This is a genomic window from Bradyrhizobium sp. AZCC 1588 (genome assembly GCF_036924735.1).
In the GTDB taxonomy this organism is placed as follows: domain Bacteria; phylum Pseudomonadota; class Alphaproteobacteria; order Rhizobiales; family Xanthobacteraceae; genus Bradyrhizobium.
In genome coordinates, this window is the sequence record NZ_JAZHSC010000001.1 from 834,601 (window position 1) to 855,800 (window position 21,200).

The window sequence follows — 21,200 nt, forward strand, 5'->3', positions numbered from 1 at the left end:
TGCCGTCGGCTTACCACGCCGTCCAGCCCCCGTCGACCGCAATACACTGGCCCGTCACATAGGCCGACAAATCGCTCGCCAGAAAGGCCACAGCGCCCTTCATATCGTCCTCCCGCGCCATGCGCGCAAGCGGCGTGCGGGCCACATACCGGCTCAAGAAGGGCTCTGGCGTAGCCCTGAAGACGCCTCCGGGCGCCACCGCATTGACCCGGACTTTCGGAGCCATGGTGGTGGCAAGCCAGCGCGTCATCTGGACAAGGCCGCCCTTGCTCGCCGCGTAGGCCGCGGGGTTCCCCAGAGTGGTTCCCTCGTAAAGCCGCCAATCCGGCCCGGCGAGCCCATAGATCGAGGAAATGTTGATCACGCTGCCATGACCGGATTTGGCAAGATCTTCCGCTGCTGCCTGAACCAGGACGAACGGTGCGGTCAGGTTGACCTCGAGCGCGCGCCGCCAGGTCACATCTGATTGCTGCTCAAATGGCGCGGCCCAGCCCTGAAGGCCGCTGGTACCGACAAAAGCCGCGCAATTGACGATGATGTCGATGCCGCCGAATGCCTCACGTACCCGTCGCGGCAGATCCTTCACCGCCTCCCCTTGCTCGAAATCGCAATCGAACATGTCCGCCTTGACCGGCCAGCTCTTCGTGAGCTCCGCCGCAGCCTGCTTGCCCGCAGACGCCGCAATATCCACCAGCGCGATCGTGGCGCCGAGCTCGGCCAGACCGCCCGCAATTGCACGGCCGATATGACCGGCGCCCCCAGTGATGACAGCGACGCGCCCGTCGAGTGACATCATCTCGCGGAGCGAACGCTCGGTACTCATCCGAAAATCCTCTGAAACTCGTCGGAAGCGCGCTGCAGATCGTCGAGTCGGCCGACATCGATCCAGTACTCGCGCAGCGGGAACACCACGGAGCGGTTGCCGGCGGCGATCGTCCGCTCGATCAGGGCCGGCATGTCGACGGCCTGGTTGCCGTCGAGATGATCGAGCACGCCCGGATCGAGGAGATAGACACCTGCATTGACGAAAAACTTCTGCGTCGGCTTCTCGCGGATGCCGAGCAGGCGATGATTGTCGAAATCGATCACGCCGAACGGCACGGTCACCGAATGCTCGCGCACGCAGACGGTAGAGAACGCCTGATGCTCGCGATGATATTTCAGCATCTGCTCGAAATTGACCGTCGTGAGCAGATCGCCGTTCATGACAAAAAACGGCTGCGTTGGCCGCTCGGGCAACAGCGACAATGCGCCCGCGGTGCCGAGGCGCGCGCTCTCCTGGAGATAGTTGATCTCGACGCCCCAGGCCGAGCCATCGCCGAAATAGTCGCGGATCATCTCGGCCTTGTAGTTGACTGAAATGAAGAACTTGCCGAAGCCGGCCTTGGCGAATCCGCCGAGCACAGTCTCCAGGATTGGCTTTTCGCCGACCCGGATCAAGGGCTTTGGAATATCGTCGGTCAAAGGTCTTAACCGCGAGCCGAGGCCGCCGGCCATCAGCACCACCCAGTGATCGGATTGCTGCGCCAGTGCGAGATCGTCGATCAGCTTGACCTCGACCACCCTTCCCTCCGTATCGACGATCGGAAGCTGGTGGATCGAATGCTTGCGCATCAGGTTGAGCGCGGCGGGGTTGGTAATGCCGACCGGCGCTGTGATCGGCGAGCGGTTCATCACGAGGTCGACGGAGGCATCCAGCCCGACGCCGCCGAGCAACGCGCGCCGCACGTCACCATCGGTGACGGTGCCGACGATCTTGCCGTCACGTTCGACCACGGCGAGCTGCAAATGGCCCTGATCGATCCGCCGCAGCGTCTCGATCAAAGGCGTATCTTCACTGACGACGAATATTTCTTTCATCACGAACCAATCCGGTCGCCGCTGGCGAAGGCGCCGGCCTCGACGTTCTTTGCGACCACGGCGCCCGCGGCAACCACAGCTCCCGCTCCCACGCTGACGCCCACCAGAACCACCGCGCCCGCGCCGATATGGGCGCTCTCGCCGATCGACACGCCGCCGCAGAGCACCGCCCCCGGCGCGACATGTGCGTGGTCTCCCACGATGCAGTCATGCTCCACCACCGCGCGCGTATTCACCAGAGCATTCCGCCCGATCCGCGCCGCCGGTTGGATGACGGCACCCGCCATCACCTGAGCGCCTTCGCCGAGTGTCGCATCGGAGGCAATCGCCGCGGAGACATGCGCGATTACTGGAAACCTGTAACCCAGAGCTGCGAAACGGCCAAACAATGTACGCCGGCCGGACATGCCCGAATCGGCGCGCGAGGCGCGGTTGCCCAAGCCGTTCACAAGCTCGACCGCATCCACGCTCATCTTCAGGATATCTTCGTCGGGTCCCGTGATCGGAATACCCCCGACCATGTCACCCAAGAGGGCGGGGTCGCTATCCGTCACCGCGGCGGGACGTATGCCACGACTCCGCAATGCTTCGATGACAACGCGGGCATGACCACCGGCGCAGAGCACGATCAGGCTCATGGCTCCAGCGCCTCGTTGGCCGCATAGTCGCGCTGTGCCGTCTTGCCGAGATAGCTCCAATATTCGATCGGCGGGATGCCGTCACCGGGCCGCTTGACGCCGAGATTGTCTTCCGTGAAGCGCTCGCCGGCGCGAACGGGGCGGATCGCAACCAGGCTCCGCCGTGCCACTGCGCGATTTGGAATCTCTTCCGGCGCAGGCACCTTGCGGCCGTCACCGAGCGCGAGCTCGACGTCGCGGATCGACGCAATCATCGCGGCCATCTCGTCGGGTTCAATCGAGGCGCGGTGATCGGGCCCCGGCAGATTGCGATCGAGCGTCAGATGTTTTTCGATCACGGCCGCACCGAGCGAGACCGCGGCTGCCGCAACATGGATCCCACGACTGTGATCGGAAAAGCCAACGGGAAGCCCGAACGCATCGTGCAGCGTCGCCATCGCGCGCAGGTTGATCGACCGCGGATCGGCCGGATATTCGGTCGTGCAATGCAGCAGCGTGACCTTGGTGCGTAGTTCGGTCCAGGTCTCGCGGTCGAGCAGAAGCTTTGCGAAATCGGCACTTGCCGGACGCACAGTCGCGTCACTGAAATAGCCGAAGGCGATGACGCCGAGGGCCTGCTCCACTTCCGCCAGTGTCGCCATGCCCGTCGACAGGATGATCGGCAGCCGAAAACGCGCCAGATGCAACAGAAGCGGCGCATTGGTAAGATCGCCCGATCCGACCTTCAGCGTCGAGACCCCGATTCGGCGGACCAGATGCGTGGCGCTTTCGGCATCGAATGGGGTCGACATGTAGGTGATGCCGGCTGCGGCACAGGCGACTGCAATGCGCTCCTCGTCATCCTCGCTGAGCTCGAGCGCCCTCAGCATTTCGAGCTGCGACTGCTCGTTGCCCGTGGTCGCCTGCTGATAGCTCGCCTTCGCGGCACCCGCAGTCGCCAGCTTATCGGCACGAAACGATTGAAACTTGACGACGTCGGCCCCGGCCCGCGCGGCGGCCTCCACGAGCTCAAGCGCCCGCGCGCGATCGCCGTTGTGATTCACACCGGCCTCGGCAATGATCAGGGTTCGGCGATGCATGCGGTCTTCGTCGCTGGGTGCGGGGGACGATCGAAATCGCCCGCCCGTCAAGCGGTTGTCTTAGTCGAGTACACTGGTAAAAGCAACGCAAGCAGGCGGCTTGAGGTGTTCCCTTTAAGCCCCTGACGCGTGACGAATCGCGGCGCTGACAGCGGGATTGTCGAGAGTAAATGACGAATTCGCCTGAGATTTTGTTCCTACTGGTGGGCCGTGGCGGATCCAAGGGATTGCCCGGCAAGAATCTGCGCGAGATCGGCGGCCTCAGCCTGGTCGGCTACAAGGCAAGGGCGGCGCGGCAGTCGCGCTACTGCTCGCGTCTGATCGTCTCCAGCGACAGCGCGGAGATCCGGGCCGAGGCGAAGCGGCATGGCGCCGAGGTGCTGTTCGAGCGCCCGGCCGAGCTTGCGACCGACACCGCCTCCTCCAACGACGTGGTGGTTCACGCGATGGACTGGATCGAGACGCATGAAGGACGGCGCTACGACGGCATCATGCTGCTGGAACCATCATCGCCCTTCGCGCGGCCGGAACATTTTGACGAGGCGGTCGAGCTGTTCGCCAGGCGCAAGGCGAGCCTGGTGGTCGGCATGCGCGAGACCGAAGTGGCCTCAATCTTCGTCGGGACGCTGGGCGAGGACGGCTCGATCGGCGGCATCGTCGAGAAGATGCTGAAGACGACGGCGCAGCGACGGCAGGACCAGGCGCCTGAGGTCACCATGAACGGTGCGCTCTATCTCGTCGGCTGGGACGCGATGCGCAAGCACCGAAAGATCTATGCCGATCCCTCCGCAAGCTACGGCATCATGATGGACCGCCTGCATTCGATCGAAATCGAGAGTGCTGCCGACCTCGCCTACGCATCCTATGTCATCGAACACCGTATGCTCGATGCGTCGCCATGGCGGAAATCCCCATGACCGCAAGTCGCCGCATCGCCGTTGTCACCGGTTCGCGGGCCGACTACGGATTGTTGCGAGGCATCCTGACGCGGGCTGAAGGAGATGGCTGACGTCCAACTCAGCATTATCGCCTGCAGCATGCATCTTATGCCGCGCTTCGGCGAGACCTGGCGAGCCATCGAGGCCGACGGTTTTTCAATCGCAGCGAAGATCGATCTGCAACTGCACGACGACCGCGCCGAGACGGTGGCACGCGGTACCGGCATAGGCGTTTCCGGCTTTGCCGAAGTGCTTCCCCAGCTCGCGCCGGATGTTCTGGTCGTGCTCGGCGACCGCTACGAGGTGCTGGCTGCCGCGGTCGCGGCGACGCTGTTGAACATTCCGATCGCTCACATCCATGGCGGCGAGATCACCGCCGGCGCCTTCGACGACGCGATCCGCCATGCCATCACGAAGATGGCCTGCCTGCATTTCGTGGCGGCCGAGCCCTATAGGCAGCGCGTGATCCAGATGGGCGAAAATCCCGATTTCGTCTTCAATGTCGGCGCACCGGGCCTTGATCTCGCCAGCACGGCGCCCGCGCTAAGCCGGACCGCGCTGTTCACAGAGCTTGGCATCAGTGGCCCGGAACGCTTTCTCCTGGTCACGCTGCATCCAACCACGGCACGGCCGGATACGGACGCAACGAACGTTGCCGCACTTCTCGGCGCGCTCGCCGAAGTCAAGGACCGCAGCATCATCTTCACCGGCGTCAACGCCGATCCCGGCTATCGCGCGATCGACGATGCCATTAAGGCCTTCGTCGCGGCGCGGCCAGACCACGCTTTTCACTTCACCTCGCTTGGCAGCGAGCGTTACTGGGCGGCGCTACGGCTTGCCGACGCCGTGGTCGGCAATTCGTCGAGCGGCATCCTGGAGGCACCCGCTATCGGCGTGCCCTCGATCAATATCGGCGACCGCCAGCAGGGGCGGCTGCGCGCCGCCTCGATCCTCGATTGCCCAGCCGATTCGGCCGCCATTCTCGCAAGTCTAGCGCGCATCTTCGAAGGTCAGTTCCCCCCTGATCCGGGCGTAGAGCCACCCTATGGCCGTGGGGGTGCGTCGGAGAAGATTGCTGGAACCCTTCAAAAGATCGACCTTCGTGACGCTTTCCCGAAGCATTTCCACGATTTAGCCGTCGCGCCGGAACACCGCAGGATGGACGGATAAACTGCCGGCCATCATTGCCTGTACAACGCGGCAGGTTGTATAGATCGGGCGACCTTATGACGATCCTCGCCAGGTCCGGAGAAGCGTGACATGACGGCAATCGATTCCCTCACGGATGCGGTGCCCGCGGCACGTGCCGCCGACATCAGTGAGCTGCCAATCCCGCCCTATCGCGGCAACACCCTGCCCTCGATCGACTATGATGCGCATCCAGCCTATGGTGGCATGTTCCCCCGACCGACTTTCCGCGAGCGGCTTTACGCGCTGAACGTGTTCCTGCGGACCTTCGCCTTCGTCACCATCCGCCGCATCGTCGATTACGACAACATGCCGCTGCTGACCAAGGAAGCCGGCTTTAGCGGTCTCAACGCACGGACGGCGCTGCGCTACATCTCGATGTATGCGCGCATCCGCGCCAGCCGGGCGATCGGCACGCTGACCGGTGCACGACGTCCTGCGGTGCCCGACAACCCGGCGTTGCTGAACAAGATCAAGTCCGACGGCATCGTCTGCCTGACGCTCGCGCCGGATGAACTCGATCAGATCCGAAGCGTGACCAATCCGGCCTTTGCCAAGCTCGACGAGCGCCGTGCCGGCATTGCGCCGGAGAAGCGCAAGTTCGACGACAACGTCTACTGGTGCACGCGCTCCGCCAATCCTGAGGCCTTCGCGGCAGTGGAGAACATCTTCAAGCGTTACGGCATCATGGAGGCCGCGAGCGCCTATCTTGGCCGTCCGGCCGGCGTGAAGCATGTCAATGCGCAAATCAACGACCAGGATCTCGCGTTCTGGAAGCGGGTATTCCCGGACACGCAGCTCGCCGACCCCTGGGGCAGCTACCTGCACATCGATGCCACTTACGGCATGCTGAAATGCGCGATCTATGTCCACGATATCGGCCCCGACGGCGGACCGTTCTGCTACGTCCGCGGCAGCCAGAATGCGAAGATCGGTTGGTTCGAAGGCATGGTGCGCCGGACCAACGACTTCAGCGGTTTCTCGGGCCGGCGGCCCGACGCGCGCAAGAAATTCATGGCGCTGCCGGCGTTCCTGCGCAAGAAGGCCGATTTCGGCGGCGACTTGCCCGACAATTCGCCCGACGTAGCGCGGCTGCGCGAGGGACATTTCGCCGCGACCTCGAATTACGGCAATTGCGTGCTGTTCGATGGCAACGGGATGCATCGCGGCGGCATGGTGAACAAGGGCGAGCGCCGCTGCCTGTTCATCCTGCTCGCGGAAATCTGAGCACTGTCCTGGCGAAATGCTGGCGCGACGAGCGATCAGTTCTTCGCGTGGTGCAGCTTGCTCGGCCGCGTGAGATAATCGGCGAGCTGTTCGGGGCTGAAATAGGCTGACTGGCTGCGCAGCGGGCTATCCTTGCGGACAAAGGCCAGATCGATCTGGGCGAGCGCGCCATCCAGCGAGCGCATGTGCCCCTCAAGCACGTCATAGACCGCGAACCCTGCCTCGTCGCAGAAGCGAACGATGTCGGCGAATTGCGGAATGCCATGGCGCATCGGCATCATCGTGGTCTCGAGAATCATGAGGTCGATTTCATTGATGCGCGAGCCCAGCCCCTTCAGCACCTCGATCTCGGCACCCTGGGTATCGACCTTGATGAATACCGGATGCTCCAGCTTCTCCGGCAGCAATGAATCCAGCCGACGCATTGGCGTCTTCCGCGCTTCGCCATCGAGCGCCGTGCCTTCGACCTGCGCGAAGATGCTCGAGCCCGAGATATCGTCATGGACGTTGAAGGTGATCTCACCATTCTCGGCGCCAGCGGCAACCAGGAAATATTCCGCGTCAAGACGCTGCTTGAGTTGCTCGAGCACGGGACGGCATTCCGCGACCGGCTCGATCAGAAAATACTTCGCGCGCGGGAACGCGTCGTAAATCGGCGAGGTGCCGAAAGCGATGCCGACGTCGACCACCGTCTTGACCTCGAAGCCCAGCGACTTCAGGTGCTTAAAGAACAGCGCGAAGTTCCGGACCGGCGCGTTGGTGCGCATTAGGCGCAGGCCGATCGGCTCCAGCACGCGATTGATCGCCTGGAACGCGGCTGAGACGAATGCCTTCATGAAGCGTGCGCCAGTTGGGCAAGAGCCGGGGTGACAAATCAAGATCGATCACAAAATGCATTGTCCGCGAGAGAATCCCGGTGGAATTTGCAATCGATAGGTCGATTTGGTAGATCAGCCGGGCAAGCCGGTCAAGCGACCGCTCTTCTGCAGTGACAGCGACAGCATGAAAATTCTCGTAACCGGAAGCTCCGGCTTCATCGGCCAGGCATTGGTGCGGCGGTTGCGCACCGAAGGGTGTACGGTCGTGGGGCTAGACAAGGTTCCGGCTACCGCGACCGATATTGTCTGCGACATCCTGGAGGCCGATCGCCTCAAAGAGGTTGTGCAGAACGCGGCACCGGATGCGCTAGTCCATCTCGCCGCGCGCATCGACCTCGATGAGAAAACCAATCTTGCGGGCTATGCCGCGAACATTGAGGGCGTCGAGAATCTGGTCGAGGCGGTACGGCTAACGCCATCGATCAGGCGGGGGATATGGACCTCGTCGCAGCTCGTCTGCCGCGTCGGCTATGTACCAAAGAGTGACACCGACTACACGGCGGACACACTGTACGGAAAGAGCAAGGTCCGCACCGAACAGATCGTCCGCAGCGCGGACGGCGCCGGTCGCGAATGGTGTCTGGCGCGCCCCACCACCGTCTGGGGGCCCGGCATGAGCGCGCACTATCAACGCTTCCTGCGCATGATCGAGCGCGGGTCCTATTTCCACGTCGGGCACGGACCACTCTGGAAGTCCTACAGCTACATCGACAACATTGCATTTCAGTACTGGCGCATGCTCGCGGTACCTGCCGAACAGATCCAGCGCCGAACATTTTATCTTGCGGACTACACCCCGATCGATCTCATCGCCTGGTGCGACGCCTTCCAGCGCGCATTCGGCTCTCGCTCCGTTCGGCATCTGCCAATCGCCGTTGCGCGCGCATTGGCGTTGTGTGGCGACGCTGTGAACGCGATCGGGATGAAGAAGTTTCCCTTCAATTCATTCCGCCTCAACAACGTGCTCACGCAGTATCAATTCGACCTCAAGCCTACGGCTTCGGTCTGCGGCGATCTGCCGTTTGACATGGAGCAAGGCGTCGCTGCCACGGTTGCATGGCTGCGCGACATCCCGGCGCGCTGATCGGTCTCAGGTGGCCGAACCCTTCAACTGAAGCTCCCCGGCATCCTCCGGTGACCCCGACCGCAGCCTGGCAAAGTCGATCATAAAGCCAGTCACTACCGTCGAAACCAGCACCAGCGCCGAATTTGCCATACCCAGCGGCCCCTGCACCACGCTGAGCAGGATGCTGGCAAGGACAAAGACCAACAGCAGCAACGGCGTCATCAGGTCGCAGCGTTTGTTTCCCGCCGCGCTCCAGCCTGCCACGACGCCCCAGATCAGGATGTAAATGATTGCACCGATAAGGCCGAAGTCGATGAAGGCGGCGCCCCACACGGTCGGGAAGAATCCGTAGATCATGGTAGATTTCAGCTCGGCCTCCAGGGCCTCGACCTGCTGGTTGTTCGGGAAGAAGACCCGCAGCAGTGGCGAAAGTACTCCGATCTCGTAAACTCCCCATTTCGGCGTGAACTTGTCGCGTGCGTGCCACACGATATCGATCGTGCGCACCCCGTGGGTCAGATAGAAATAGGTGCTCAAGCCGATCATCGCGCCACGTGCCGATAGGCGGTTGGACTCGATCGCGGACATGACGTAGCCCCGCGGTTTCACGTTCCAAGCTTCCAACATCATCGCGAGGACCGCATCTGCGGAAGTCGGCTTTTGCTCCGGCGGCGGCGCCGCACGCGCCCCTGCAATTCGCTTGCTAATATCCGTTGCCGTGATCTTCTCGTCAGTCTCGGGCGCTTTGTTGGCAACGCCAGAAGGCGCTTTGAGCTTCATCTCCTGCTGCAGCTCGGTGATCAGTGGCGACATCTGGATGCAGAAATTCTGCCGGCTCGCCCAGATCGCGCTCGAATAGACGGCGAACAGCCCGATCGCGGCGACTGTCTTGACCATAAGATGATGGCCGCGCGGCAACGGCGGGCGCCCCTGCGCGAGGCGGACCAGTATCGCCACCGCAATCAGAACGAGAACGAACAGGATCGGCATGCGCCCTGAATAGAGCACCGCATAACCGACTGGAGAGACGATGGACAATTGCGCCAGCGCCGCCGCCCATCCCGTGATTTCCTCTCCCTTGAGCAAGAACAGCACCACCGACACAAAGCCGAAGGAGAACATGGCATAACCGGCATAAAGTAGCGGTGTCCGCTTGATCGATATGGCGTCGACCAGCCCGGGCGCGCAGCGCAACAGCTCCGAATAGGCACTATTGCTCACCCCGCTCAGCACCGTGCGGTCAAGCGCGACCAACGCAATTCCGACGATGCCGAACAGCGACGTAGCGATCACGATGCGATTCAGCGTCCGCCTGGAAAGCGGAGGCATTTCGACCTGACGCGAAAAATAGCGGACGAAGAGGACCCTGCCCCCCCAATAGCCGAGCAGGAAGAGTGCGATGCCCGAGCCGACTACGATAAGCACGACAATGGACGGCTGTCCCGGATAGTCTATTGGTCCGACGGCGACGCTGAATAGCGCTGCGCACCAGATCACAACGATGAGGATCGCGGGTGACGAGAGACCGCCCGCCAGTTGAGTAAGCCGCTGCATTTTGCCGTCAGGAACACGCCCTAGAGTTGTATAGCAGAGTCACTTTGACACCGCAATGACAGTGCCCGCCGCTCACGGATAGAGCATGTCCGGATCAGTTGGAAGGCCGACAGTATCCAATTTGGCGGGTTCCCTGCGAGTCTCGCGCATTCTCCGGATAGCCAGTACGACCAGCGACAGGAGCAGCATGGCGCTGGCGATGCCACCGGCCACCGCCGCACCATAGATTCCGTACACGGGAACCAGGAGGATATTGAGCAACGTCGACACCACAGCCGAACCGACATTGCAGAATAGGAGATAGTTGTCCGACCGCGCTGCATAGAGCGCGTAGGAGGGAACATCGGCCAACATGCGCAGGAAGATTCCCGGCAGCATGGCATAAAACACTCCGATGTCCGACGCATAGGCGGTTAGTCCGAGCACCGACAACATCGGCGCCATGGCGACACTACTGACGATCACCGTCCCCGACGCCAGCGCCAGCATCGACCACAGGAACGAGCGGAGTGCAGCGCGGTAGGCGTCGACGCCTGCCGCATATCCCGCGATGACCTTCGGCAGAAACTGATGCGACACCGATCCGCCCAGCGACAGCAGTCCGATCAGGATCGTCGAATAGAATGTGTAAATGCCGAGCGCATCCCGGCCAACGAAGATGTCAATGACGAAGCGATCAACATAGGAGATGACCAGCGCGCCGGCCGCGGTGAACATGAAGGGGCGCGCCGTTCGCAGACCCCCGCCGATGGTCGACCAGTCGGGCCGGTATCCCTTCAGCTCGCGCCAGGGAAGTTCGGTGAGTGAGAAAGCGGAAAAGGCGATCGACAGCACGCCGCCGAGCGCCCACAAGACCAGCACGGTCTCAAGCGTCCGCGTCGAAGGTGCCGCGAACATCAGGAGCGCCATTGCATAGACCCAGATCCCGCCGCGAAGGAACACGCAGATATAGGCGCGCACCGGCCGCCAGGTGATGATCAGGATCCGCGTTGCCTCCAACGAGACATGCTCGGTGATCAGGATCACGACGAACCACGGTGCGAGACGGCTTGGAAACCAACCCGCGGCAATCGCACCGAAAACCATCACACCGATTGCAAGCAGCGCTACCGAGCCAAGCGTCATCTGATCCGCGATGATCCGTGCCCGCCGTTCCGGCGTCGCTGGCACCAATTCGCGTAGCGTGTAGGAGTAGAATTCGAGCCCGACCGCGAGCAGCGCGAACGCCAGCGTCGCAGTCAGGAGGCCGTACTGCCCCATCTCTACCGGCGACAGCATGCGCGCCAGCAGCAGCGACAACAGAAAGCGGCTTGCCAGCGTCAATGCGCGCAGGATAAGCGCCGAGACGGTGCCCGCAATCGCAGGCCGAGTCACGAGATCAACGAGACGGGATCGCATCACGCTGTTCCATCCTCACCGGCCATTGCAGCGTGTTCCCTGCGTGATCGTCAGGCGGCGGTTCTGCAGGACTTCAGGAAGTGCGGCAAGTGCGCGTTCAGCGAACGTGCCAATGGCTCGACTGACGCGCGCGCGGCAGCATTTTCAGGATCGAAATTGCGCCAGCCGAAATAATCTCCCTCGGCACTAATTGCTGCGAGGTGCCGCATGATCTCGCGCCGCGTCGTCGCGAGATCATCAGGCCGACGCCATCGCGCAAGCCGCTCCGCAAGCACGTCGATTTCGTCGACATCTCGGATGTGCACGAAATGCTGCTCGGTTGCATAGTAGGGTTCGGTCGCGACCGAACAAAGTCCTGCCAACGCCGCCTGGAGCCCGATCGTCCCCGTGAACGTCACCGAGACTGCGCATTTTCCGATCAGCAGGTTAGCCGGCACATCATAGGGCACCAGCGTCACGAAGGGTAGCTTTGACAGCCGCTCGAACAACTCGCGCTGGCGGAAGCCAAATTGCAGCGGATGATCTTTGACGAATATGCGATAGCCCGCGCGGCCAAGCACCTCGCAATAGCGCAGCAGCACATCGTCATGCGCAAGCATATCCTGGGACTTCAGCCAATAGTCCATCGAGGCTTCGGGAAAGAGCTGCAGTCCGAGAAACACTCGCCGCTCGGGCGGCAAATCGGCCAGCCGCTTATCCCAGCCATCGTCGAGCAGCTTGAGCGCGGCAACGTCGCGGATGCGCACCTTGTGCTCGAGTCGCTTTAGCGCATCGAGATAATGGCAATTGTAGCGGTCGCGCTTGAGGAAGCGCCACACATTGAAGAAGGCACCACGCAGGGCGTAGTAACCGAATATGCGCCAGAACCTGGCCCGTGAAAAGCGTTTGGCATCGCGCACATAAGCGGGCGCGAAATCTTCGGCGCAGAGCTGACCAATCGCGGCATCGATGTCCTCGATCGAGGGCTCGCGCAACTTGGCCGGACGTCCGCGACGCATCAGCATCACCTGGTCGGGAATGATCGATGTCGTCATTTCGAGAAAATCGATGCCGCGCCGGCGCGCGATCCGCTCCATCACGTCCATGACATAGCGGTCGATGGTAAACGTCACCACGAGATGCGGATCGAGCTTGTCGAAAGCCTGCTCGATCGCCTGGGCCATGCCGCCGATCAGTTTGAGCGCGAGATCGCGGTTGATGCTGCGGAGCACGCGGCAGCGCAGGATGATATCGGCGCATCCTTCCTCGCCAAACCGCGCAAGCGCGACAGAGGCCGCATTTCCCTTACCGATAAAGCGGTAGAAATCGTCGACCAGTGAATAATCACCGTCATCCCGCAGGTCGCTCAGCACGACCGCCTCGGCAAATTCCATGCGCGACGCCAAGTATTTCCACCACGGCGTCGTGCTGTGAATGGTGAAGAAGACAACGCGGGGCATCAGATCTTGTTCTTGTTGGCGCTTTCGGCCAGAAAGGGGCTGCTCGGCAGGTTGATGCAGCGCGTATGCATGTCTTCGGCGACTGGGAGCGGCGAACGCGGGCAGTCCCGGTACATCGGCAAGAGGTGCATGGGCGTCCACAGCGGCCTTGCGCGAATGCCGTGACCGTGCAGGGCCCCGAGCAGCCGGTCGCGCTCGGCGGCGTATTCGCGATCGAGCACGAGCGTATTGAGCCAGTAGTTGCTTTGCGAGCCCTTCGGCTCACGATAGATGCGCGCCCAGGGGAAATCGCTGAAAGCACGCAGATAACGCTCGGCGAGGACGCGCTTGGCATCGACCATCGCCGACAGGCGCTCCATCTGCGCACAACCAAGCGCCGCATTGATATTCGGCAGGCGGTAGTTGTAGGCGACCTCGTCATGGTCGAATGCCCAGGCGTGCGCCTTCTTCGCCGTAGAGGTAAAATGTTGCGCGTGACGGGCATGCGCCTCGTCGTCGGTCACGATCATGCCGCCGCCGCCAGTAGTGACGATTTTATTGCCGTTGAAGCTGAGTACGGCGGAATGGCCAAACGTGCCGCAGCCCTGCCCGTTCAGGGTCGAACCGAGCGATTCGGTCGCGTCCTCGACGATCACGAGATCGTATTTGGCGGCCACCGCGCCCAGTGCGGTCATGTCCACCGGATGCCCGAAGATGTGCACCGGAACCAATGCGCGAAGCCGACGGCCCGTCTGCTTGTTTACCCATGCTCCATTCCGCCGCGCGGCGATAGCGTCGAGATGCGCCTCGAGCGCTTGAGGATCGAGCCCCAGCGTATCCCAGGTCGAATCGACGAAATGCGGGATGGCACCGGCATGGCTCACCGCGTTCGCTGTGGCGACGAAGGTGATTGAAGGCAGCAGCACCTCGTCGTCTTGCTCGACACCTTCGAGCACCAATGCGGCATGAAGCGCGGCGGTACCGTTGACGATCGCCACCGCATGGCGCGAGCCGGTCGCGGCGGCGACCATTTCCTCGAAACGAGTGACATATTTGCCCGCGGACGACACCCAGTTGGTATCGATGCAATCGAGCACCAGCTCACGCTCGCGCTCACCAAAGCGCGGCTCGTGCAACTCGACGGGGCGAGCGGCCGTACCGAGCACGGCATCCACGGCGTCGAGCACAGGCTTGAGGTCAGGCATGGCGGGACGATTGTGGCTCGCCTGGGCAGAGGAAGTGCTCATGTTATTCACAGCGTGTACGCATTGGCACGATAACGAGACAGGTTCTCCTGCTTGGTGAACCAGGCGATGGTCTGTTCGAGGCCCTTGCGCAGGCCATCCACGCCGGCAAAACGCGGCGACCAGCCGAGAAGCTTATGCGCCTTGGCATTGCTGGCCCATAGGCGATCAACTTCACTGCGCTCGGGGCGGACGCGGACGTCGTCTTGCTCGATCTCGATCGTCACGCCCATCAATTCCGCGATCATGCGCGCGACATCGCCAATCGAAATCTCGAACGCGCTCCCGATATTGATGACCTCGCCGATACCGGCTTTCGAGTCGAGCGCCGCCAGGAAGCCGCCGACGGTGTCGGCGACATAATTGAAATCGCGCGTTGGATGGATGCTGCCGAGCTTGACCTTGCGCGCGCCCGCAGCGATCTGGGTAATGATGGCCGGGATCACCGCGCGCGCCGATTGCCGGGGACCGTAGGTATTAAACGGCCGCACCACGGTGACCGGCGTCCCGAACGAACGCTCGAACGACAGCGCGAGTTGATCCGCGCCGATCTTGGTCGCGGAATAGGGCGATTGCCCCTGCAGCCGATGCTCCTCCGTGATCGGAACGAACTGGGCCGTGCCATAGACCTCGCTGGTGGAGGTGTGCACCAAATGCTCAACGCCGAGATCTCGCGCCGCCTGCAGCACATTGAGGGTGCCGCGGATGTTGGTTTCGACGTAAGTGTCCGGCGAATGGTAGGAATAGGGAATCGCGATTAGCGCTGCGAGATGCAAGACGGCATCGCATCCCTTCATCGCTGTGCGCACGCCATTCGGATCGCACACGTTGCCTGCGAATATGTCGAGTTCCTTGCGTATCTCGGGTGGAGAGGAATCAAGCCAGCCGTGCGAGCCCATGCTGTTGTAGTGCACAAACGCACGGACCGCGAAATTGAGGCGGACCAGTTCCTCCGCGAGGTGAGATCCGATAAATCCGCCTGCGCCTGTCAGCAAAATTTTCCGCAACTTCTCGGTTCCCTTCGCCAAGCCAAGCTACCCTGAAGAATGAGGTACCCGATCTGGTATGGCCGCTTCTAAACAGTCCTTCTGCGAGAGGCCAGCCGGAACACACAGAAAAAAGGCACCATGGCTCTTACGTCGGCAAATTGCCTTTCCCCGTAACGCCTTGATCCCAATAACAATTACCGGGACAGCGCCAGGAATCGACGACTACCATGATACCGCATCAACCTGGTCCGCGGAACGCGCGGATGAGATCGATGACACTTTGGAGTTGTTCGGTAGCGATTTCCGCAAACATCGGCAGCGACAGGATGCGTCCCTGATCGGCGAACGCATTCGGAAATTGCTCGGGACGATGGTCAAACCGCCGATACGCGGCAAGGAACGGCAGCGCCGTCGGATAATTGATCGCGGTCTGCACGCCGTTCGCGTTCAAATGCGCCGCCAGCGCGTCGCGGCGCGGATGCCTGATCGTGTAGAGATGATAGACGTGGGTGCGGTCAGGCGCGACCTGAGGCACGATCACATCCTCGATCTGGTTGAGGCCGGCGCCGTAGGCTTTTGCCGCGTCCTGACGCGCCTTGGTCCACTGCGCGAGATGCGGCAGTTTCGCCGACAGGATCGCGGCCTGCATACCGTCGAGCCGGCTGTTGATGCCTTCGATATGATGCTGATGCTTTACCAGACCACCGTGCCGCGCCAGCATCGTCATGTGCTCGGCGAGCGCGGCGTCGTTGGTGACGACGGCGCCGGCATCCCCCATCGCGCCGAGATTCTTGCCCGGGTAGAACGAATAGGTCGCGGCCGCGCCGAACGTACCTACCTGCTGGCCCTTGTAACGCGCCAGATGCGCCTGCGCACAGTCCTCGATCACCCAGAGCTTATGCTTGCTCGCGATCGCCATGATCGCGTCCATGTCGGCCGGTTGCCCGTACAGGTGCACGGGGATGATGCCGACGGTGCGTGGCGTGATCGCGGCCTCGATCGCCGCCGGATCGATCGTGAAGGTCGAGCCGTCGGTGTCGCAGAACACCACGGTGGCGCCGGCATGCGTGATCATTGCGGACGTGCTGATCCAGGAATGCGCCGTGGTGATCACCTCGTCGCCCGGCCTGACCTTCAGCGCGGCCATGGCGAGATACAGCGCATCGGTGCCGTTGGCGCAGGACACGCAATGCTTGACGTCAACGGCAGCGGCGAACTCCCGTTCGAACGCGTCGACGTAGGACCCGCGAATGAACGCGTTGTCGCGGATGACGGAAGCAATCGCGCCATCGATCTCGCTCTTGATGGTCTGATACTGCAGTTGCAGATCCGCAAAAGGCACTGGCATCGGTCGTCTTCCTACTTGTCCGTCAGCAGCCGTCGCGCCGGATTGCCGGCATAGGTTCCGGATATCGTGATGTCCTTGGTCACAACGGAGCCTGCGCCGATCACGACGTCATCGGCGATCCTCACCGGCATGATGGTGGCGTTGGAGCCGATCGAGACGCGGTTTCCGATCACGGTCTCGCGCCATAAATCCCTGTTGCCGCGGGCCGGGCCGCCTGTCGAAAACGTGTCGTTCACGAACATCACCCCGTGCCCGACAAAGCAGTCTTCGCCGATCGTGACCAGTTCGCAGATGAAGGCATGAGACTGCACCCGCGTGCGGGCGCCGATCACGACGCCCTTCTGGATCTCGGTGAACGGCCCGACAAAGCAATCATCGCCGATTTTGCAGCCGTAGAGATTACACGGCTCGACGATCTTGACACGCGCGCCGAACGCGACATCGCGCACGCCCGCCTGATGCATCTCCGGCCGGTTCACGACACGACACCGAGCCGGCCCAGCCGAGGCGCGAAGCGAAGGGGCACCTCGGCGCCCGTCTCGATTGATTCGTAGAGCGCCGAAATCAGTTCCAGGCTCTTGCGCCCTTCGAGACCGTCAACCAGCGCGGAGCGCTGGTTGACCAGGCAGTCGATCACGTGCTGGTAATAGGCCTGATGGCCGAAGCCGTAGACGTTCGGCGGATTAACGGAAAACTTCTCGATCACGTCTCTGTCCGAGGCAAGTTCCTCGACAAAGCGCCAGTGCCGGATCTGGTTGACGGCAAAGCCGGCGATTTCGACCGTTCCCTTCTCTCCGAGAATCGAAAGCGAGCCTTCGAGGTCGGTTGGACGCGCGGCCGTGGTCGCCTCGATGATCCCGAGCGCACCGTTGCGGAACTTCAGCGTCGCGACCGCCGTGTCCTCGGCCTCGATCTTCGCCAGCGCCGTCGCCGCGCGGGCGTGAACGCTGACGACGTCGCCGAAAAACCATTCCAGCATGTCGACGTGATGGCTGGCCTGATTCGAGAGCACGCCGCCGTCATAAGCCCAGGTGCCACGCCAGGCATCCTGGTCGTAATAGGCCTGGTCGCGGCACCAGCGGACGCGCACGGTGCCGAGTATCAGGCGGCCGAAGCGGCCGGCCTCCAGCGCCTCGCGCGCCTTCACCACCGGAACATTGAAGCGATTCTGCTTGACGACGAACAGCTTGACGCCGGCCTCGTCGCAGGCGCGGATCATGTCGTCGGCGTCCTGAAGCCGCAATGCCATCGGCTTCTCGACGATGGCGTGCTTTCCGGCCTTGGCGCAGGCGACGACATGTGCAGGATGCATCCCGCTCGGCGTCAGCACCGCCACCGCGTCGATATCCGTTCGAGCGAGAAAGGCATCGATATCATAATCCGCCGGCACGACGAATTTCGATGCAATCGCGTCAGCCCGCTCCCGGATCGGGTCGCAGACCGCGACGAGCTTTGCTCCGTTGATATAGCCGCCTCCGAGCAACTCGGAATGACGCTTGGCAATGCGCCCACACCCGAGCAGGCCAAATCTGATCATCATACGTCCCTATACTGACCGACTACATTGCGATGACAAGCTTAGCAAGCAACCAAAGGCCATTCTCGATAGTCAAACACCTGTTGTCGCTAGACACTTGTTCGTGGATCTGATCGCCTGATACGACCTAGCCGGCCGACATTCATAATATGTCCTCACTGGCTATTCAAATATTGTCAACCCGGGAGACCGGACTTACCGAACCCGGACTGCGTCATCCGACGCAGGGGCCCGAATCTGACGACCTCAGCCAAGAAGGCGCGACGTTTCGGCAGCCGATTGCAAGAACAACGAACCAACCTTTTCGCCTGCGACTCTTGGCTCGGCTACGGAGATTGCAACCTGACCCTCGTTGATTCCTCAAATGGTGCAGTGCCTGCCAGCTTTCGCTTGCCTAAGCTCGGAAAACCTCGAATGTAAGCCATCGCAAACCTAGATGCCGGCCCCGAAAAATGGAAAATCTGACCGTGCAAAGGCAAATGTCCGTACCAAACCTTCTGTTTGGGAAGCGTCAGGGCCTGATCCTCCTGAACTGGATTCTGATCGCGGTATCCTGTATTTCTCTTGTTTATACTGCCCACTATTATTCGGAGTACTACATATCCTTTCATCCTTCGCGCCTGCCTAACGCTATCGTCCTGATAGCTGCATTTGCCCTCATTTCAGTGCTTTTTGCATTTGCCGGAAATAGCTTCGGTTACATCGTCGGCTTCTATTCCTATACGATGCTCACGGGGTATTTGTGGCTGAATAGTTTTTCAGAGTTGGTCTACAATCATCGGTTAGCCGGGCTTTCTGCTGCGGCATCGGCGATCGCGTTCTTGTTGCCGGCCCTGTTCATCTCCTCGCCCATTCGCCAAATCTATACTTTGTCCCAATCGGGATTGGACCGTCTGCTCACTCTGATTCTGTCGCTGAGTTTCGCGACGATCCTCATCGGTGCCAGCTACAGCTTCAAATTTGTCACGATTGAAAACATCTACAACTACCGCTCCGAACTTGGATTTCCGGTGATTCTGAACTACGTGATCGGAATAACATCCAACGCGCTGCTACCATTTGCATTCGCCTGTTTTGTGGGACGCGGAAATATTTGGCGCGCCGGCGCGGCTCTGTTTCTGTTGTTGATGTTCTACCCGATCACGCTGAGCAAACTGGCCCTGTTCACGCCGTTTTGGCTCGTGGCAATGTTGGCCCTTTCGAGGTATTTCAACTTCAAGCTTGCTGTTACTCTTTCGCTGCTGGTGCCGATATCCGTCGGATTGTTGCTAATCATCCTGTTCCAGCAGGGGATGTTGCCTTACAGTCTGGCCATCCCCTATTTTGGGCTCGTGAACTTTCGGATGATCGCGATTCCCTCATTGGCCATGGACTATTACAATGGCTTTTTCTTCACTCATCCCGTAACGAATTTCTGTCAGGTATTCTTGCTGAAACCCTTCGTCGCTTGCCCCTATCAGGAGCAGCTGGCGAACGTCATTTACAATGCTTTTGGCATTGGCGGACAATTCAATGCGTCGCTGTTTGCGACGGAAGGTATCGCCTCCGTGGGAGCCTTCTTTGCCCCAGTTACGGCGCTCGTGTCGGGGCTTGTGATAGCGCTTGGCAATCGAGTTTCTGCTGGTTTGCCGCCACGGTTCATCCTGATCTCGGGCGCCGTCATTGTGCAGGCACTTCTCAACGTGCCCCTGACCACCGTGCTGCTTACCCACGGTTGCTCCATCCTTTTCCTTCTCTGGTACATCACGCCACGAGATTCATTTGGTTTGGCAGCGAACGAGCCGAAGAGCTAATTCATGTCCCGGCGCGCAAGGATATCCCGCGAGCCTTAGTGGCCCGCCGCGACGGCAGAGATGCTATCTTCCAAATGGCTGCATTGCAGTTCGAAGCGCATCGGCAAAATCAGCCGCAAAGGCAGCCACGCGGTCGTTTTGATGCGGAACCTGATTTCGACTGATCGAAACTTCGGAGTCCTGCGAGACTCGCACAATGTGATCGGCCAGGGCCGCGGGATCATCCGTCCCGAAATAGCTCGCCGTATCGTTGGTCTGTTCGCGGTGGACATCAAGATCAGACAATATCATCGGCACGCCAAACGACTTCGCCTCCTCGACGGTTGTGCTCCATCCCTCCGATCGCGACGGATTGATCAGCCCGGTGCACGCCCGCAGCAATGCGTAGACATGCGAAAGCGGAATCATTCCCAGATGACGGAAGCGTTTTTCGAGCCCGCGACTTCGGACGCCCGCCATGACCTCATCGAAATAGCCTCGCTCGCGACGATCTTCGGTGCTGCCCGAGGCACACACGACCGCATCGAACCCTCGCTCCGCCAGGATGGCCAGCGCATCGACGACCACCTGGTGATTCTTGTGCGTGTAGAACTGATTTGGCAGGTAGAAATATTTTTCAGGCAACTGATACTGCGCAACGATCTCAGCCGGATTTGCGGTCAGGAACGCCGGCGACGGCCCGGTCGCGAAACGAACCACACAGACCTCGTTCTTCGCTCCGGGATAGAACTTCCGGAAGTCGCGATGCGAGCTTTCGCTGCTCAGCATGACGGTACGCCCGGATGCGATCTGCATTCGGAAGCCGGCTTCGCGACGCCACCGCGCCGCCGCCGGAAACAGCCGCGGCAATCGTCGATGCTGAAAATCGGGAAACCAGGCTACTGCGGGATAAGGCAGTCGCCAGCCAAAGAAGCGGGCAGCTTCGAAGACGGCGTCGATGCGATGCGTCCGGAATTCTGCCGCCGCCTCCCGGTCCAATCCCCATGCCAGCGCCGCAGCCAAACCGGCACGGCCGTCGAACGCCGCCGATCGCACCACCTCCACA

The 21,200-nt window shown here is 61.3% G+C and carries 19 protein-coding genes; 5 read left to right on the top strand and 14 right to left on the bottom strand.

Features of this window, described 5'->3' with window-relative positions; translation table 11 throughout:
- Positions 1-10: 10 nt before the first annotated feature.
- The 4 genes from V1277_RS04035 to neuB are packed head-to-tail and all read right to left on the bottom strand — an operon-like array spanning position 11 to position 3,577.
- Positions 11-823: an SDR family oxidoreductase gene (locus tag V1277_RS04035; RefSeq protein WP_334374142.1), complete on the bottom strand. Its 813-nt coding sequence runs from the start codon at positions 821-823 to the stop codon at positions 11-13.
- Positions 820-1,860 carry a nucleotidyltransferase family protein gene (locus V1277_RS04040; RefSeq protein ID WP_334420273.1) on the bottom strand — a complete coding sequence of 347 codons (1,041 nt, stop codon included), beginning with the start codon at positions 1,858-1,860 and terminating at the stop codon, positions 820-822. Before V1277_RS04040 ends, V1277_RS04035 begins: the two co-directional genes overlap by 4 nt.
- Positions 1,860-2,498 carry an acetyltransferase gene (locus tag V1277_RS04045; RefSeq protein WP_334415087.1) on the bottom strand — a complete coding sequence of 213 codons (639 nt, stop codon included), beginning with the start codon at positions 2,496-2,498 and terminating at the stop codon, positions 1,860-1,862. The genes V1277_RS04040 and V1277_RS04045 overlap by 1 nt, the downstream gene beginning before the upstream one ends.
- Positions 2,495-3,577, bottom strand: a complete 1,083-nt coding sequence (gene neuB, locus V1277_RS04050) for an N-acetylneuraminate synthase (protein WP_334415088.1) — start codon at positions 3,575-3,577, stop codon at positions 2,495-2,497. The genes V1277_RS04045 and neuB overlap by 4 nt, the downstream gene beginning before the upstream one ends.
- A gap of 170 nt (positions 3,578-3,747) precedes the next feature.
- Between neuB and V1277_RS04055 the strand changes: the two genes are divergently transcribed.
- The 3 genes from V1277_RS04055 to V1277_RS04065 all read left to right on the top strand — a co-directional run bounded on the left by V1277_RS04055 (position 3,748) and on the right by V1277_RS04065 (position 6,930).
- Complete coding sequence (locus V1277_RS04055; protein ID WP_334374138.1) at positions 3,748-4,494, top strand: acylneuraminate cytidylyltransferase family protein; 747 nt, start codon at positions 3,748-3,750, stop codon at positions 4,492-4,494.
- Positions 4,495-4,578: 84 nt separating this feature from the next.
- Positions 4,579-5,685 (top strand): UDP-N-acetylglucosamine 2-epimerase, encoded by a 1,107-nt coding sequence (gene neuC, locus V1277_RS04060; protein ID WP_334415089.1) that lies wholly within the window; start codon positions 4,579-4,581, stop codon positions 5,683-5,685.
- 90 nt (positions 5,686-5,775) lie between these two features.
- Positions 5,776-6,930 carry a hypothetical protein gene (locus V1277_RS04065; protein ID WP_334415090.1) on the top strand — a complete coding sequence of 385 codons (1,155 nt, stop codon included), beginning with the start codon at positions 5,776-5,778 and terminating at the stop codon, positions 6,928-6,930.
- Between the two features lie 35 nt (positions 6,931-6,965).
- Here the strand turns inward: V1277_RS04065 and V1277_RS04070 are convergent, their stop codons facing one another.
- Complete coding sequence (locus tag V1277_RS04070) at positions 6,966-7,766, bottom strand: FkbM family methyltransferase (protein WP_334415091.1); 801 nt, start codon at positions 7,764-7,766, stop codon at positions 6,966-6,968.
- A gap of 166 nt (positions 7,767-7,932) precedes the next feature.
- Between V1277_RS04070 and V1277_RS04075 the strand changes: the two genes are divergently transcribed.
- Positions 7,933-8,892, top strand: coding sequence for an NAD-dependent epimerase/dehydratase family protein (locus V1277_RS04075; protein WP_334415092.1), 960 nt, complete (start codon positions 7,933-7,935; stop codon positions 8,890-8,892).
- Positions 8,893-8,898: 6 nt separating this feature from the next.
- Here V1277_RS04075 and V1277_RS04080 read toward each other — a convergent pair whose 3' ends face one another.
- The 8 genes from V1277_RS04080 to V1277_RS04115 all read right to left on the bottom strand — a co-directional run bounded on the left by V1277_RS04080 (position 8,899) and on the right by V1277_RS04115 (position 18,362).
- The gene (locus tag V1277_RS04080; RefSeq protein WP_334415093.1) at positions 8,899-10,428 is read right to left on the bottom strand and encodes a hypothetical protein; all 1,530 of its coding nucleotides are present in this window, start codon (positions 10,426-10,428) and stop codon (positions 8,899-8,901) included.
- 72 nt (positions 10,429-10,500) lie between these two features.
- A complete protein-coding gene (locus V1277_RS04085) occupies positions 10,501-11,826 on the bottom strand; it encodes a lipopolysaccharide biosynthesis protein (RefSeq protein ID WP_334415094.1) in 1,326 nt (441 codons plus the stop codon).
- A gap of 50 nt (positions 11,827-11,876) precedes the next feature.
- Positions 11,877-13,265, bottom strand: coding sequence for a hypothetical protein (locus tag V1277_RS04090; RefSeq protein WP_334415095.1), 1,389 nt, complete (start codon positions 13,263-13,265; stop codon positions 11,877-11,879).
- The gene (locus tag V1277_RS04095; RefSeq protein ID WP_334415096.1) at positions 13,265-14,449 is read right to left on the bottom strand and encodes a LegC family aminotransferase; all 1,185 of its coding nucleotides are present in this window, start codon (positions 14,447-14,449) and stop codon (positions 13,265-13,267) included. Before V1277_RS04095 ends, V1277_RS04090 begins: the two co-directional genes overlap by 1 nt.
- A 47-nt stretch (positions 14,450-14,496) precedes the next feature.
- Positions 14,497-15,495, bottom strand: coding sequence for an NAD-dependent 4,6-dehydratase LegB (locus V1277_RS04100; protein ID WP_334420274.1), 999 nt, complete (start codon positions 15,493-15,495; stop codon positions 14,497-14,499).
- A gap of 220 nt (positions 15,496-15,715) precedes the next feature.
- Complete coding sequence (locus V1277_RS04105; protein WP_334415097.1) at positions 15,716-16,825, bottom strand: DegT/DnrJ/EryC1/StrS family aminotransferase; 1,110 nt, start codon at positions 16,823-16,825, stop codon at positions 15,716-15,718.
- A gap of 11 nt (positions 16,826-16,836) precedes the next feature.
- Positions 16,837-17,304: an acyltransferase gene (locus tag V1277_RS04110; RefSeq protein WP_334415098.1), complete on the bottom strand. Its 468-nt coding sequence runs from the start codon at positions 17,302-17,304 to the stop codon at positions 16,837-16,839.
- Complete coding sequence (locus tag V1277_RS04115) at positions 17,301-18,362, bottom strand: Gfo/Idh/MocA family protein (protein ID WP_334415099.1); 1,062 nt, start codon at positions 18,360-18,362, stop codon at positions 17,301-17,303. The genes V1277_RS04110 and V1277_RS04115 overlap by 4 nt, the downstream gene beginning before the upstream one ends.
- Before the next feature lie 452 nt (positions 18,363-18,814).
- On the opposite strand from V1277_RS04115, the gene V1277_RS04120 reads away from it, so the two are divergent.
- On the top strand, positions 18,815-20,155 hold the full coding sequence (locus tag V1277_RS04120; protein WP_334415100.1) for a hypothetical protein: 1,341 nt from the start codon (positions 18,815-18,817) through the stop codon (positions 20,153-20,155).
- A 63-nt stretch (positions 20,156-20,218) separates the two neighbouring features.
- On the opposite strand, the gene V1277_RS04125 is transcribed toward V1277_RS04120, so the two are convergent.
- A complete protein-coding gene (locus V1277_RS04125; RefSeq protein WP_334415101.1) occupies positions 20,219-21,157 on the bottom strand; it encodes a glycosyltransferase family 4 protein in 939 nt (312 codons plus the stop codon).
- Between the last annotated feature and the right edge of the window lie 43 nt (positions 21,158-21,200).